At 38.8% G+C, this 15,504-nt stretch carries 14 protein-coding genes; 8 read left to right on the top strand and 6 right to left on the bottom strand.

Features of this window, described 5'->3' with window-relative positions:
- Window positions 1–71 precede the first annotated feature (71 nt).
- Together adiA and ACU696_RS04010 are read right to left on the bottom strand one after the other, a co-directional pair.
- The gene (adiA, locus tag ACU696_RS04015; protein WP_042851454.1) at window positions 72–2,339 is read right to left on the bottom strand and encodes an arginine decarboxylase; all 2,268 of its coding nucleotides are present in this window, start codon (window positions 2,337–2,339) and stop codon (window positions 72–74) included.
- A 104-nt stretch (window positions 2,340–2,443) separates the two neighbouring features.
- Window positions 2,444–3,304: a MurR/RpiR family transcriptional regulator gene (locus tag ACU696_RS04010; protein WP_447343039.1), complete on the bottom strand. Its 861-nt coding sequence runs from the start codon at window positions 3,302–3,304 to the stop codon at window positions 2,444–2,446.
- A gap of 256 nt (window positions 3,305–3,560) precedes the next feature.
- Here ACU696_RS04010 and murQ point away from each other — a divergent pair, with 256 nt between their 5' ends.
- Together murQ and murP are read left to right on the top strand one after the other, a co-directional pair.
- On the top strand, window positions 3,561–4,472 hold the full coding sequence (murQ, locus tag ACU696_RS04005; RefSeq protein ID WP_115166423.1) for an N-acetylmuramic acid 6-phosphate etherase: 912 nt from the start codon (window positions 3,561–3,563) through the stop codon (window positions 4,470–4,472).
- Between the two features lie 27 nt (window positions 4,473–4,499).
- Entirely contained in the window at window positions 4,500–5,966 is a 1,467-nt protein-coding gene (gene murP / locus ACU696_RS04000; RefSeq protein ID WP_209102390.1) for a PTS N-acetylmuramic acid transporter subunit IIBC, read from the top strand.
- Window positions 5,967–6,043: 77 nt separating this feature from the next.
- On the opposite strand, the gene ACU696_RS03995 is transcribed toward murP, so the two are convergent.
- Complete coding sequence (locus tag ACU696_RS03995; protein WP_109912902.1) at window positions 6,044–6,649, bottom strand: LysE family translocator; 606 nt, start codon at window positions 6,647–6,649, stop codon at window positions 6,044–6,046.
- Window positions 6,650–6,750: 101 nt separating this feature from the next.
- On the opposite strand from ACU696_RS03995, the gene ACU696_RS03990 reads away from it, so the two are divergent.
- The 3 genes from ACU696_RS03990 (at window position 6,751) to ACU696_RS03980 (ending at window position 8,996) form a co-directional block, all read left to right on the top strand.
- Window positions 6,751–7,734 carry a hydrolase gene (locus ACU696_RS03990; protein ID WP_209102388.1) on the top strand — a complete coding sequence of 328 codons (984 nt, stop codon included), beginning with the start codon at window positions 6,751–6,753 and terminating at the stop codon, window positions 7,732–7,734.
- A complete protein-coding gene (locus tag ACU696_RS03985; RefSeq protein ID WP_004262551.1) occupies window positions 7,731–7,949 on the top strand; it encodes a YheU family protein in 219 nt (72 codons plus the stop codon). The genes ACU696_RS03990 and ACU696_RS03985 overlap by 4 nt, the downstream gene beginning before the upstream one ends.
- Before the next feature lie 177 nt (window positions 7,950–8,126).
- Window positions 8,127–8,996, top strand: coding sequence for a phosphoribulokinase (locus ACU696_RS03980; RefSeq protein WP_110731455.1), 870 nt, complete (start codon window positions 8,127–8,129; stop codon window positions 8,994–8,996).
- 90 nt (window positions 8,997–9,086) lie between these two features.
- On the opposite strand, the gene ACU696_RS03975 is transcribed toward ACU696_RS03980, so the two are convergent.
- Complete coding sequence (locus tag ACU696_RS03975; RefSeq protein ID WP_209102386.1) at window positions 9,087–9,488, bottom strand: OsmC family protein; 402 nt, start codon at window positions 9,486–9,488, stop codon at window positions 9,087–9,089.
- 356 nt (window positions 9,489–9,844) lie between these two features.
- Between ACU696_RS03975 and crp the strand changes: the two genes are divergently transcribed.
- The 3 genes from crp (at window position 9,845) to ACU696_RS03960 (ending at window position 13,138) form a co-directional block, all read left to right on the top strand.
- Complete coding sequence (gene crp / locus ACU696_RS03970; RefSeq protein ID WP_004262556.1) at window positions 9,845–10,477, top strand: cAMP-activated global transcriptional regulator CRP; 633 nt, start codon at window positions 9,845–9,847, stop codon at window positions 10,475–10,477.
- 139 nt (window positions 10,478–10,616) lie between these two features.
- Window positions 10,617–11,594 carry a hypothetical protein gene (locus tag ACU696_RS03965; RefSeq protein ID WP_209102384.1) on the top strand — a complete coding sequence of 326 codons (978 nt, stop codon included), beginning with the start codon at window positions 10,617–10,619 and terminating at the stop codon, window positions 11,592–11,594.
- A gap of 167 nt (window positions 11,595–11,761) precedes the next feature.
- Window positions 11,762–13,138: a hypothetical protein gene (locus tag ACU696_RS03960; protein WP_164528295.1), complete on the top strand. Its 1,377-nt coding sequence runs from the start codon at window positions 11,762–11,764 to the stop codon at window positions 13,136–13,138.
- Window positions 13,139–13,194: 56 nt separating this feature from the next.
- Here ACU696_RS03960 and ACU696_RS03955 read toward each other — a convergent pair whose 3' ends face one another.
- Together ACU696_RS03955 and ACU696_RS03950 are read right to left on the bottom strand one after the other, a co-directional pair.
- Complete coding sequence (locus tag ACU696_RS03955) at window positions 13,195–14,409, bottom strand: aspartate aminotransferase family protein (protein WP_109912898.1); 1,215 nt, start codon at window positions 14,407–14,409, stop codon at window positions 13,195–13,197.
- 129 nt (window positions 14,410–14,538) lie between these two features.
- On the bottom strand, window positions 14,539–15,114 hold the full coding sequence (locus ACU696_RS03950; RefSeq protein WP_004265957.1) for an aminodeoxychorismate synthase component II: 576 nt from the start codon (window positions 15,112–15,114) through the stop codon (window positions 14,539–14,541).
- Window positions 15,115–15,504: the final 390 nt, after the last annotated feature.

Raw genomic sequence — 15,504 nt, 5'->3', positions numbered from 1 at the left:
AAACATCACAATCCATTAAAATCACGAAAAGCTATCTTTTGATAGCTTTTCGTTTTTATCATCACTGAATCTTATTCTTTCACACACATCACATAATACTGGCCATCAATAATTTCAGTGCCTTCGGTTTCGTGTTCAAAACCAGGGAATTCGCTATCCCATGCTTGAAGACTATGTAAATAGCCGATATGTGGGCTATTTTTATCGCCAAAGCTTTCCCCCGATAACAACATTGGGATACCCGGTGGATAGGGAATAATCGAGTTAGCAGCAATACGCCCGGCGAGTTTATCTAAAGGAACCGACTCAACACGGTTAGCAACAATTTCTTGGTAGGCATCGCGCGGGCTCATCATCACTGCAGGGAGTTGTTCATAAGCCTGATTTAGTTGGCCTCCAGGGTTATTTTTTTGTAGATACACAAACATTTTATTCCCTAAATCACGTAGCCCCATCTCACTATAGATCTCAGGAGCCGCTTCAACCACTTCAGGCAATACCTTTTTCAGTGCCGTATTATTGTCATAGTGGCGCTTAAACGACAGCAGCGCATTGACCAATGTCCCCCATTTTCCTTTCGTAATTCCCATCGAAAACAAGAACATAATTTGGAAATCGGTCGTACGGGTTGGCACAATACCATAATGATTTAACCAAGCTGTGACTAAAGCAGCAGGAACTCCGCTATCCAGTAATTTACCGTCATCTCCCATCCCTGGCGACAAGATACTTACCTTAATTGGGTCAAGCATCGCCCAATTTTCAGGGATATCTTTAAAACCATGCCATTTATCTTCAGGATTCATCACCCAGCAACTTTGCTCTTTCATCAACAGTTCAACAGGGGCATCTTCAAATGCATAGCGTTTACCTGTTGCTGGGTCTTTCACCATTTCTTGATTCCATGGTTTGAAGAACCACTCATCATCATTGATAAATTCTTTGTATAGGAAGCCCAGTGATTGACGGAAGTCGATGGCTTCACGGATGACTTCATCAGTGAGTGAACGCCCACTGTTGCCGTCCATCATATCTGCGGCAATATCATTCGAGGCACAAATTGCATATAGCGGCGAGGTGGTCGCATGCATATGATAAGCTTGGTTAAAACGATTAAAATCAATCGCATTACGGCCATTTCGGACGTGGATAAATGAAGCTTGTGAAAGTGCATTCAATAATTTATGCGTAGAGTGGGTCGCAAAAACGGTAGGTTCATCGTCTTTTCTAGGGTCATCACGCATCGCAAAGTGGTCACGGTAGATAGGGTTAAAGCGCGCGTAGCCGTACCATGCCTCATCAAAATGGATTCTATCCAATGATTCATCAAGCAAATCCTGAACTTTGCGTGCGTGATAGCATACGCCATCGTAAGTACAGTTAGTTACTACACTATATGCGGGTCGTTTGCCTATTTTATCCGAAGTTAATGGGTTTTTAGCGATTTTTTCAGTAATCGCTTCCGGTGTCATCTCTTGAGGGTAAATAGGACCAATAATGCCATAACGATTACGGCTTGGCGTCATATAAACCGGTTTTGCTCCAGTTAAAATCAAACCTTGCTCAATAGATTTATGGCAGTTACGGTCAATGACAACAACGTCATCATCCGTCATACAAGCTTGCATAATCGTTCGGTTCGAACCTGATGTTCCCACGACCACTGAATAAGATTGGTCAGCACCAAAAATACGGGCGGCATTTCTTTCACATTCACCAAATGCGCCAGTATGGTCTAACAGTGACCCCACGGCAACTCGCTCGATACCAATATCGGTACGAAACAAGTTTTCTCCAAAGAAATCATGATAAATGCGGCCCGCCGGGGTTTTGGTGAACCCAACACCGCCCTGATGACCCGGTGCTGCCCATGAATATTCATGTACATCACTGTATTTAATCAAGCTTTTCATCAAAGGGGGCAATAAATTAGCGCGGTAACGGATTATCGCGGCAAGAACTCGACCTGCGATAAAATCAGCGGAGTCTTCTAAAATCCAAGCAAACTCATCAACTTGCTCCATCATTTTGCGGTCGAATGCCGTCAAAGCTTCTTCACGATCACTTAATAAAAAAACAGGCACATCTTCTTGTCTGCGATGAAGTTGGGTAATTAATTGATGTGCCTGAGTTTGTTCTTGCTTGTCTGACATATCTCGGCCATATAACAAGCAATCAATACTGGTATTTGATCGAATGTATGCCATCCCATCTTCAAAATTACGAATGATCACGGTTTCTACGTGCTCATCTTTAAGTTCACTAGCAAGTCTTGCTACAGCATGGCTAATCACGGAGTCGTCATCGGTTAATTCCGTATAAACTATGAGTGCTCTCATCAATAACTCCCTTTTAACTTTTTAAAATCAAAATACTGATAATATTAGTCTTAACGTAAATAAGGTTTGATTGCAAAGTTATCGATGAGGATTCAAGCCACTAATCACTCATCTAATTTATTAATCACTACTCTTGCATTCATAACTAACGACTTTGCTTTCGCTTCTCGCCGTTGCAATAACGCCATAAAAATCAGGTCAGTAAGCGTATTTTGTGCGGTTCTTGAAGAAATTGATGAACTACGCCATTCATCTTCCTCCGCGATACTTTCAAGAACGTAATCAGCAATTTGCCCCAGTGGTGAATCACAGTCACGCGTAATCGCAATGACACATGCCCCTTGCTTACGTGCAATATTCGCTGCTGTTAGCATGTCTTTACGCTTCCCTGTAAAAGAAATAACGATTTGTACATCATGAGCATTGAGAGTGAGTGCCGCAGCAATTTGCACATGATGGTCTGACTCCACGAGCGTTGTAATACCAATTTTTTGTAACTTATAACTTAAATCTTTTGCAGTTAAGCCTGACCCACCAATACCGACAATCTGTACTCTCTGTGATTGGTCTATTCGCTCAACAATGCGTTCAAACTGTCTGAAATCAATTAATTTTGTTGTTTCTTTAATTGAATGATTTTTCTCCATTGCCAATTTCTGAGCAACAACCATCAAGTTATCATCAGGTGCAATGCGGTTATGTAAAGCGGAATGAGGTGCTCCCTCTTTCAGTTGCTGGCGTCCAATAATCTCACTAAGTGCAAGTTTCAAGGCGGGATACCCCTTCACCCCGACTTTTTGACTAAACTTAACGATGGCAGATTGGCTGACATCTAAAATTTCTGCTAATTGCTGAGACGATAAATTCAGTACATTTTCGGGATTTTCAAGGATAAATTGTGCAATTTTACGTTGATTTTCTGCTAATCGCGGTAGTGAGTAAGTAATGATGTCCAATAATGTCATGGTGACCTCTAATAATAGTTGTAATAGCCAGACCTATAGATAAAAAAATAATAATAAATTATTCCTCAACCAAGTCACTGATGCCTGATAAATAATACTTACAATTCAAAGAGTCGTAACTTTAGTCCGTAAAATAAATCACAAAATATTCTTGTATATTCACAAGATAGAATAGATAGCACCGTGATATTAGTCACATATAAGGAATAAATAATTCCTTAATATTAGCCCAATAACTGATCTAGGAGCAATTTTTATGACTATCGACTTAAGCAAAATGGTAACTGAAAGCCGTAATGCAGCCAGTACTAATATCGACCAACTATCAACGGCTGAAATGCTAAAGGTCATTAATAATGAGGACAAACTCGTTCCGTTAGCGGTTGAAAAAGTGCTCCCTGAAATTGCTCAACTGGTTGATAAAGTTGCAGAAGCCTTTTTAAAAGGCGGTCGTCTGATTTACTCAGGCGCAGGAACCTCTGGCCGTTTAGGAATTCTTGATGCCAGTGAGTGCCCGCCGACTTATGGAACGCCCCATGAGCAAGTTGTTGGTTTAATCGCCGGTGGTCATCAGGCTATCTTCCGTGCCGTAGAAAATGCAGAAGATAAACCTGAACTTGGCGAACAAGACCTCAAAGATATTCAATTCAATGATAATGATGTGTTAGTGGGTATCGCAGCGAGTGGTCGAACACCTTATGTATTAGGAGCTTTAGCATACGCGAATGCTATTGGTGCAACCACAGCTGCCATTAGCTGTAACCCAAATAGCCCAATAGCCAATGCCGCAGATATTGCTATCACTCCCGTTGTCGGTGCAGAAGTTGTCACAGGTTCTTCACGCATGAAAGCAGGAACTGCACAAAAATTGGTACTGAATATGATCACCACTGGGGCAATGATCCGTATCGGAAAGGTGTTTGGTAATTTAATGGTTGATGTTGAAGCAACAAATGCCAAACTCATTGAAAGACAAACAAAAATTGTGATGGAAGCGACCGACTGTGACCGAACTACTGCAGAAACCGCCCTTCAACAATGTAATCGACACTGCAAAACTGCCATTTTAATGGTGCTATCGGGCTTGAATGCCGATGATGCACGTCAACTGCTCTTAGACAACAACGGTTTTATTCGTACGGCACTCAATATGGCCTCATCCGCCTAATTTGCGGATTTTAATGGGATAAATAGTATGGCTAAAATAACAATAGAAATGATACAGCAGGTCCTACAACACGTTGGAGGACGCCGTAATATTAAATTAGCGGGTAACTGTATGACCCGTTTGCGCCTCACACTCAACGATGACCAGCTAGTGGATAAAGCCGCACTCAAACAAATCGCAGGAGTGCTTGGTGTCATTGAGAGTGATGAACAGCTGCAAGTGATCCTTGGCCCGGGTAAAGCACAAACTGCCGCAGACTTAATGAACCAACTGTTGGATAGTGGTGAAGAGGATAACCATGAGGCAACAATCCAGCCTCAGGATTTAAACGACATTGCCTCCGCAAATAAGCAGCAACTGAAAAAGAAACAAACCAGTGCCGTTCACCGGTTTTTATCCAAATTTGCCACGATATTTACACCGCTAATTCCGGGTTTTATTGCTGCGGGCTTACTATTAGGTTTTGCGACTCTCGCTAAACAAACCTATTTCCCAGCAGGGCTTCCAACAAAGCCTGAAGAGCAGACCCTACTCGTACATACTATTTTATATATGTCAGTATTTAGCAAAGGGCTGTTTAGCTTTCTAAGCATTCTCATTGGTTATAATACTCAAAAAGCCTTTGGCGGTAGCGCGGTAAATGGTGCCATCATTGCTTCACTGTTTGTTCTTGGATATAACCCTGAAATAGCCAAAGGGTTCTATTCTGACATGAATAGCTTTTTCGGGTTGGCTATCGACCCAAGAGGTAACATTATTGGGGTATTGATTGCGTGTATTTTTGGCGCATGGGTTGAAAAACAGGTACGCAAAATTATCCCAGCTAACCTTGATATGATTTTAACCTCAACAATTACCTTATTAATTGTTGGTGCTGCTGTGTTTATCTTTATCATGCCTATTGGGAGCTGGTTATTCTCTGGCATGTCATGGCTGTTTGTTCATTTAAGCAGCAACCCATTCGGAACTGCCATACTTGCTGGGCTATTCTTAATTGCAGTTATGTTTGGCGTGCACCAAGGTTTTGTTCCGGTATATATGGCACTCGTTGAAACTCAAGGTTTTAACTCACTCTTCCCTATCCTAGCGATGGCAGGTGGTGGCCAAGTTGGTGCAGCAATGGCGTTGTATGTTAAAGCCGCAAAAGATTCAGTGTTACGCAATCAGATTCGTGGGGCTATCATTCCAGGTTTCTTAGGTGTCGGTGAACCACTTATTTACGGTGTAACTCTTCCGAGGATGAAGCCATTTGTCACCGCATGTTTAGGTGGTGCCGCAGGCGGTTTCTTTGTTGGGCTAGTGGCTTGGATGGGTTTACCGGTTGGTTTGAATACCGTCTTTGGCCCTTCTGGCTTAGTCGCTATCCCAATGATGACGTCAGCTGATGGGGTGTTCCCTGGAATGTTAGTTTATGTGGGCGGGTTATTCACATCCTACTTATTCGGTTTTATTTTTACTTATTTTTTCGGAACTAAGAACGTCGATTTAGACTAATCGCCTCCCTTACATGTAAAAAGCAGCCCATGGGCTGCTTTTTGATGAGTCATATAAACTGCACTTTTATCAGAAAATCATTCCAACCAAATCAGGGGAACGCACAAAGCCGTTAAAATCCCCATTACCCAGTTAAAAATAAACCAAGCACGGCGGCTACGCAAAAATAGGCTGATTAATGAACCAAACCCCATCCAGATTAAACCCGCCACTAAGTTAACCACCACAAATGCGATACTCATCATTAAAATAGATTGAGTAAATAACTCACCGGGTAAGCTAAATCCCCCTACGGCTCCCAAACCCATCATCCATGCTTTCGGGTTTAAAAACTGCAATAAGCCACCTTGATACCAAGTCACGCTTTTCGCAACTTCGCTATTCGTCTTCAGTGGTGCATAATTTGCCGTCGCTGTTTTCCATGCGAGCCATAACAGGTAGATGCTTCCGGCGACTTTTAAGGCGATATGAATCGCAGGATAGAGCAATAAAAGTGCAGCAATACCGAATGCAGAAAGATAAAGTATGGACTGCATGCCTAACATAATACCAAGGCATAATATAATCGTATGGCGAAAACCGTAGTTTGCTGCACTTGACGTTAGCAACATATTGTTAGGGCCGGGTGTGACTGCTGCAATGAATAAAAACGTAAAAAGAGAAAAAATCAGCCCCAGTGTCATTTATAATTTAGCCTCAAACTCAAATTTGTTTACTTGCATCACAAAAAAATAACAGTATGTTATGTGACTCACAAGAGTCTCCATTAAATAAAAATAAGGCTATGTCAGAAAACTTTCGTCCAATAAGTTGGGCTAAAAATCCACACCTCCAAACATTACTGCCAAGGATTTTCCGTAGAACACCGAAAATCAAACCTATATGGCAACGGCTTGAATTGCCTGATGGCGATTTTATCGATCTCGCTTGGAGTGAAAAACCCGAGCTAGCAGCGCATAAGCCACGATTAGTGATTTTCCATGGTCTAGAAGGTAATTTTAAAAGCCCTTACGCTCACGGAATGCTAGAAACTGCCCAAAAACATGGTTGGTTGGGTGTGATTATGCATTTTCGCGGTTGTAGTGGTGAACCCAATCGCCAACAGCGAATTTATCATTCAGGAGAAACAAATGACGCCCGCTATTTTCTTCGTTGGCTAAAACAGACCTTCGGTGATGCGCCAACCGCTGCAGTTGGTTATTCTCTTGGTGGCAATATGTTAGCCTGCTATTTAGCTGAAAGTGGCCAAAATGCAGATGTCGATGCGGGTGTTGTTGTTTCTGCTCCTTTGATGTTAGAAGCCTGCTCTTTACGCATGGAAAAGGGCATTTCTCAGTTTTATCAACGTTACTTACTAAATGGCTTGAAACGCAATGCCACCCGGAAATTAGTCCGTTATCCAGGCTCATTACCCTTAAACCTCTTACAATTGAAGCAGCTTAAGCGGATCCGTGAGTTTGATGATGTGATTACTGCTCGTATTCATGGATTTGATGATGCGACAGATTATTATCAAAAATGCAGTGCATTACCCAAGTTAGCTTATATCACTAAACCAACGTTAATTATTCACGCCAAAGATGACCCATTTATGGCGCCTGAAGTTGTTCCTGATTTATCATTTTTACCCCACAATGTGGAATACCAAATGACAGAACATGGCGGGCACGTCGGCTTTGTGAGCGGTACATTGAGAAAACCGCAAATGTGGTTAGAAAGCCGTATTCCTCAATGGCTAACCCCTTATTTAGATAAGGAAATAATGTGATTATTCCTTGGCAAGAACTTGAGCCTGAAACATTGGAAAACCTGATTGAGAGCTACGTATTGCGTGAGGGAACCGACTACGGCTCCCATGAAAAAAGCCTGCAAGATAAGGTTAACGATGTGAAACGGCAGTTAGTTTCTGGCGAAATTGTGCTAGTCTGGTCTGAATTGCATGAATCGGTTAATTTCATGCCTAAAGGAAGTTTTTCTGTATGATGTTTTTATTCCATGGTTCATTTTTACGTCATCTTTTGTCATAAAAAAGTTGCGTGTTTTCCAACATAATCATGTCGTAAAACCATCAAATAAGGCTCACAACCCTAACACCCGTTAATCCGCTTCATGCACTATTGATTAAAATAGTGCTTATAAGCGCAGCACAGGGAGTCCACGATGTCTAAAAAGCACCCAATCATTGCTATCACCGGTTCAAGCGGGGCTGGCACAACGTCAACTAGCCAAGCATTTCGTAAAGTCTTTCATCAATTAAATATCCAGCCTGCAACATTAGAAGGGGATAGTTTTCACCGCTATACACGCCCTGAAATGGATATGGCTATCCGAAAAGCCAGAGAACAAGGCCGGCACATCAGTTACTTTGGCCCCGAAGCGAATGATTTTGCTTTGCTTGAACAAACTTTAGTCGACTATGCAAAAACGGGTTGTGGGCAATCCCGTAAATATCTACATACTTATGATGAAGCGGTACCTTATGGCTTGCAGCCCGGGACATTTACCCCTTGGGAACCGCTGCCAGATAAAACGGATATTTTGTTTTATGAGGGGCTACATGGCGGTGTTGTCACACCGGAACATAATGTCGCACAACATGTTGATTTACTTGTCGGTGTTGTCCCTATAGTCAACCTAGAATGGATCCAAAAATTAATCCGTGATACGACAGAGCGAGGGCACTCCCGCGAAGCCGTTATGGACTCTGTCGTGCGTTCTATGGGTGACTATATTAATTACATCACGCCACAATTTTCTCGCACTCACATCAATTTTCAACGCGTTCCGACGGTAGATACCTCCAACCCATTTTCGGCTAAAGCCATTCCATCACAAGATGAAAGCTTTATTGTGATCCGCTTTCGTGGGCTAGAGCAAATTGATTTCCCCTATTTGCTATCAATGATATCTGGCTCTTTCATTTCTGCAATGAATACAATTGTCGTCCCCGGAGGAAAACTAGGTTTAGCCATGGAATTAATTATGGCGCCAATAGTCGAAAAACTAATTAATCAAAAGGACAACAATTAAATTATTTTTTGATTAATAAATAAGATGCTTATCATTAATTAAGGTAAGCATCTTTTAATTCAAATATACCAATAAAAATTAAATTTATTTTTAGCTTTTTATTTCAAAGCTGTGTGTGACTTCAACGGTTTTCTCTAACATCAATGCGACTGAACAATATTTTTCAGCAGAAAGTTGAACGGCTCGTTCGACCGCTTTTTCCGTTAATTCATTCCCTGTTACAATAAAATGTAAATGGATTTTCACAAAATAACGAGGGGCTTCTTCGCGACGCTGTGAGGTTAATTTCACCTCACAATCCGTAATATCATAGCGGCCTTTTTGTAGAATCGAAACGACATCAATCGCGCTGCAACCACCCGCAGCCATTAGCACCATTTCCATTGGGCTTGGAGCTTTATCACCTGCATTGCCGTCCATCATCACTTGGTGCCCAGACGCAGACTCCCCTAGAAAAGAAAGTCCTTCAACCCACTTAACTCTTGCTTCCATTATATTTCCCCTTGAAATGAAATCGGTTTAAAGGCTACATTGTTCCATAGATACAATGAATGTTATATCAACTTTATTTGGCTGAAGCGATACAGGGAAGACTTTCTTTATTGGATATGCTACAAACAATACTTAGTTGATAGGATTAAGATCAAAACTCAACGGTTTAATTGATCATATTATAGTGTTGATATCAATTTGCGTTACCCAAAGCAATCAAAAACGCTGAAGCAATCAGCTGTTAGATTATTTAAAGGTATATAAGGCAAATTAATATGCTAAGCTAGTGACTTTAAAGCCAGCCTTTCTAGTATGTTTTTCTGAATGGCTGCAATAACATACAGAGGATAACGCTAATGGTTCTCGGCAAGCCACAAACAGACCCTACTCTTGAATGGTTTTTGTCACACTGCCATATTCATAAATATCCATCCAAGAGCACTCTTATCCATCAGGGTGAGAAAGCAGAAACCCTTTACTATATCGTTAAAGGTTCGGTGGCTGTTTTAATTAAAGATGAAGAAGGCAAAGAAATGATCCTCTCTTACCTGAATCAGGGGGATTTCATTGGTGAGCTTGGGTTATTTGAAGAAGGGCAAGAACGTACTGCGTGGGTTAGAGCCAAAATAGCCTGCGAAGTTGCTGAAATTTCTTACAAAAAATTCCGTCAATTAATTCAGGTAAACCCTGATATTTTAATGCGCCTTTCTGCGCAAATGGCTAGTCGCTTACAAACAACATCTGAGAAAGTCGGTAACCTCGCATTCTTAGACGTTACAGGCCGTATTGCTCAAACGCTATTAAACTTAGCTAAACAACCTGATGCAATGACACACCCAGACGGTATGCAAATCAAAATTACTCGTCAGGAAATAGGCCAAATCGTGGGTTGTTCCCGTGAAACAGTCGGCCGTATTCTAAAAATGTTAGAAGACCAAAACCTGATCTCTGCACATGGTAAAACCATTGTTGTTTACGGTACTCGTTAATTAACCTTTCAGCCTGGCCACCTTTGGCTGGGCTATTTATTTATCATATTAAATTCTAATAAAATCGCTTCTTTATATTCTCTTTATCACTTCCCCTTATAGAATAATAATTATTATCTTATTAATTAGGGAAATATTTATGACCATTACATTAGACTATTTATCGGGTAATCCGACGATTTTCAAAAAAATCATTAATTCCGATGATTTCATCAAAAAAATTTTTACGATTACCTCTTCACTGAAAAAAAGTCCACTTGATACGAATAACCAGCTAAAACCAACTCGTACCTGTAGCACTGAGAGTATTGATTCCGCCTATGAGAGCGACTTAGAAGAAACCAATAATATTAAGTGTTTAAGCACTGGTGAATTTTACGAAAAAGTCAATCAATTGAAAATTAAGCTATACGGAAAATATTCATCTACTTTTCTTTCTGAGCAAAGTACAGACTCATTAATAAAAGAAAATAGAGTTATTCTTGACCAATACAAAGAACTCCCCAAAAAAAATGCTGAATATGCTGATTTTTTATATCGCGATATTAGAATCCCTGGCATTAACAATAAAAGTCTACAAGAAAAAAAAGAGATTATAAAAAAATTTGTATTACCTAAACCTCTAACTAATAAAAATGGTTCAATGCTTCCTTTAAAAAAACAAATCATTCAAGAGTCTATTCGTCATATCACACTACCTTCCGTGGGTATAAAATATAAAACAGAAAGCAAATTTAATAAGAAATTAGTTTATATACATTACAAAATTTGTGAAGAAAATCGGCCTAATCAAAGAATCACCTCTTTGCCAAAAACCACTTTTGAGTTCAAGGGAAATATACCGCAAACAAAGTCATCATTACTAAGAGCACAACGAATAAAAGAACATTATAATTTATCGAGTAAAATTACCACACAGAAAACCAGCCTTAGCAAAGATAACTTAGCAAAAAATAAAATTTTAGTTAATAGTTCTGATTTATTAAAAATAATAGAAAAAGAATACCAATTGACCCAAGAAATGAATAACCATATAAAAATAATCGCTGAAATAGACGCCCAAATGAAGACTAACTCTCAATTACTAGCACTTTACAAGTCACCAATAATAAAATAAGTAAAATCGACTTATTATTCAATCAATTAAAATATTTGCATTGGCTAGAACAAATCCAAACACAAATATCACACACATGTAAATAAATAATCATAAACATCGATTTATTATATTAACTAACCTAAAAACAACCCAAAATAGCATTAATTGATAATTAAGGATCTCTCATGCACATAGACACCATCAATAGAAATGTAAGCAATCCCATCTTTAAAAAAAACATAGCATTAGAAATAGCGGAAAATTATTTCCCAATAATTAAGAAAATACGTAATACTAGATTGAATAATTTCATTCATTTATTTAGTTTTAACAAAAAAAACAAAGTAAATATGGATTCAAAGTTTTACTTAGAGTTAAAAAAAATAGAAACCAAAAAAAATGAGAATAACTCACGATTAAAAGTCGAATTAAATCAAAATAAAATAATATCATTAGAAAATGAACTACTTAAAAAGTCGTTTGAAATATCCCCAACAGTAAAAAACACTAAAGATGAAATTAATAGAAAAATAAGTAACGCATTAAAAATAGACAAGCCCTATGTAGAAGAATTAGTCAACAATAAAATAATTAAAGAACAGAATGACCTAATAGACCATTACACATACCATATTAAAAATATAGAATTAATTGAAACTAAAGAACAATTAAAAAATGATATATACAAATTAAAATTAGAGATAAAAAACGAGTCAAAAATAAGAGGGATTTATTATCTTGAAAAAAAACATGAAATATTAGAGTCATCATATAAAGAGATAGAAAATACATTTGGGGTGGAAGACCAAAATGAAAATTTAAAATCATTAATTAATTTACAATTAATCATTAAAAATTTATTAATTAAAGAATTAGATGATATTAAAAACAAAATTCATAATATAACGTTAAATAACTATAATAAAAAATCCATTAACCCCAAAAAAAGTCAAATATCGAAAAAATTAATGGAAGAAAAAAACAGCGTAACCCCAGAAGAGTCAATAATTAAAAAAAATTTAATTATCTGTGATGAAGATGGTACCCCTATTTATCATGATGAGGACCATAACTTTGATTTTGATGACGAATTAACTTTTTTAGCGAAGCCCGAAACCAATGAAATGGAAGATTCGTCATTAGTTAAAACACTAAGACTCGAAAATAGAGAATTAAAAAACTCGCTAGAGGAGTTAAGCAATAACTATTTCACTCTGCTTGATAAATTCCATCATAGGTCACACGAATACATTCTAAATACAATAACTCTTACTGACGTACCTCTAGATGATTTATCTACAAATGAAGAAACTATCGTCAAGCAGCCAAGTGAAATTAAACAAAAAACAATAGATAGTAAAGAGAACGTCACGGCAAAAAATACACAGAACAATCGTAGTTTAATGCAGAAAAAAACAGTTGTGAATTATTCACATTCCCATAACAGTCAATGTCTGGCTGCTGGCATCACCATATCCAGCACACCAGAACAATTGCAACAAAAACAAATAGAATTAAAAGCGAAAAATACAATAAAAATATCTGGCCGAAATAGAACGTAATATTAACGATACAAGTTGCAGAGACAGAAATGCCTCTGCAACTTTTCAATAAACCACTAATTCAATAACTTACCAATCGCCGTTTCTAATTTCGCCATGCCGCTATTAATTTCTTCCTCGGAAATAATCAGTGAAGGCGTAAAACGTAAAACATTGGTGCCGGCATTGAGCATCATCAGACCTTCTACTGCACTGGCTTGCAGGATATCTTTCGAGCGATTCAATAGTTTGCCATCTAATTCAGCGCCAATTAATAACCCCATTCCTCTGATCTCAGAGAAAATGTGATATTTATCATTCAGTTTATTTAAATGAGCGACAAATAATTCACGACGCTTTTCGACACCATTTAATACTTCCTCAGTATTAATAATATCAAACGCCGCATTACCAACTGCACACGCTAAGGGATTGCCACCATAGGTGGTACCGTGCGCACCCACTTCCATGGTTTTTGCCACTTCTTCAGTGGTGATCATTGCACTAATAGGGAAACCGCCACCCAATGCTTTTGCCGTGGTTAAAATATCAGGCACAATATTGTAATGCATATAAGAAAATAATTTACCTGTACGGCCCATACCGCTTTGTACTTCATCAAAAATCAACAAGGCATTATTTTCATCACACAGCTTACGAACTCCTTGCAGAAATTTCGCTGTTGCTGCGGTGACGCCACCTTCACCTTGTACTGGCTCAAGAACAACTGCGCAGGTATTTTCATCAATGACCGCTTTGACAGCATCAAGGTCATTAAATGGCACATGAATAATATCCGCAGGTTTTGGCCCAAAACCATCCGCATATTTTGCTTGCCCACCGACCGAAACAGTAAATAATGTGCGTCCGTGGAAAGCTTGTTTGAAAGCGATAATCTTAGTTTTATAGGGGCTGTATTTAGTAATAGCGTAGCGGCGTGCTAATTTAAACGCAGCTTCGTTAGCTTCTGAGCCGGAATTCACAAAAAATGCGCGGTCAGCAAATGTCGCATTCGTGAGCTTTTGTGCTAACTTTAGCGCCTGCTCGTTAGTGAAAATATTACTGACATGCCATAGCTTTTCGCTTTGTTCACGCACCGCAGCCACCAAACTAGGGTGGCAATGCCCCAAAGCAAGAACAGCGATCCCACCAGCAAAATCAATATATTCTTTACCTTGCTGATCCCAAACGCGGCTACCTTCGCCTTTAACTGGAATAAATTCCGCTGGCGAAAAAATAGGTAACATAACTTGATCAAAAGTTTGCCGATTTACTACTGGTTGCTCAGACATACCCCTCACCTGCTCTTATTTAATGCAATTATGAAAATATAAGCATTAAATATGAATAAAAAATCAAAAAAGAGCAATAGCAAAGGGCATAATATGCATAATTAATTTTTTCTGAATACGATTGCTAAATTAATATTTTAGAAAATTGTTTAGTAATTCATGGCCTTGTTCACTCAGAATACTTTCAGGATGGAACTGAACACCTTCTATAGGCAAGGTTTTGTGCCGTATTCCCATGATTTCATCAACATCGCCATTATTCAGTGACCATGCGGATACATCAAAAGAAACAGGGAGTGTCTCTGCTGCAATCACTAACGAGTGATAGCGTGTCACTGTTAAGGGACGATTTAAGCCTTTGAATACACCTTGATGATTATGGTGGATAGCAGAGGTTTTACCGTGCATAACTTCTCGTGCTTTGACGACTGATGCACCAAATGCTTGCCCAATCGCTTGATGCCCTAAGCAAATGCCTAAAATGGGCAGTTTACCTGCAAAATATTTTATCGCCTCAAGGGAGATGCCAGCCTCATCCGGTGTACATGGCCCAGGTGAAATCACAAGATGTGTAGGCGAAAGCTGTTCAATTTCTTCGATGGTAATTTCATCATTACGTTTTACTACAACTTCAGCCCCTAACTCACAAAAGTATTGGTATAAGTTGTAAGTAAATGAATCGTAATTATCAATAAGTAGAAGCATATTAGCCTATCCGACTGATTTTTATCATTATATATTATTTTCTTATGCATATTTTTATCATGTTGGCAATCAGAACGATGATTAAAACACCATAAAAATAATAAGGGCGGCTATCATAGCACAGCCAAAGCAGGAAAATAGCCTATTTAAGTCAATGATTGTTTTTTCTCAGAGAAAATTTCCATATAAAAATCATGGAATTATATTTACATCCCTATAACAAAGCTGTATTTTGGTTAAGAATTACTTTAAATACAATGAAATAAAAGGCTGTTAAAAAGTAGCAAGCGCTGACACATTTTAACTAACATAGTTAATGAAGAAAAACTCAAAGAGGAAGGAAAAGCGTTTTTTAAGAAAAGTGGGCACGTTAAAACAACCTACCCACAG

Source organism: Providencia sp. PROV_01 (assembly GCF_053098325.1).
This window is presented reverse-complemented; position numbering and strand designations above follow the sequence as displayed.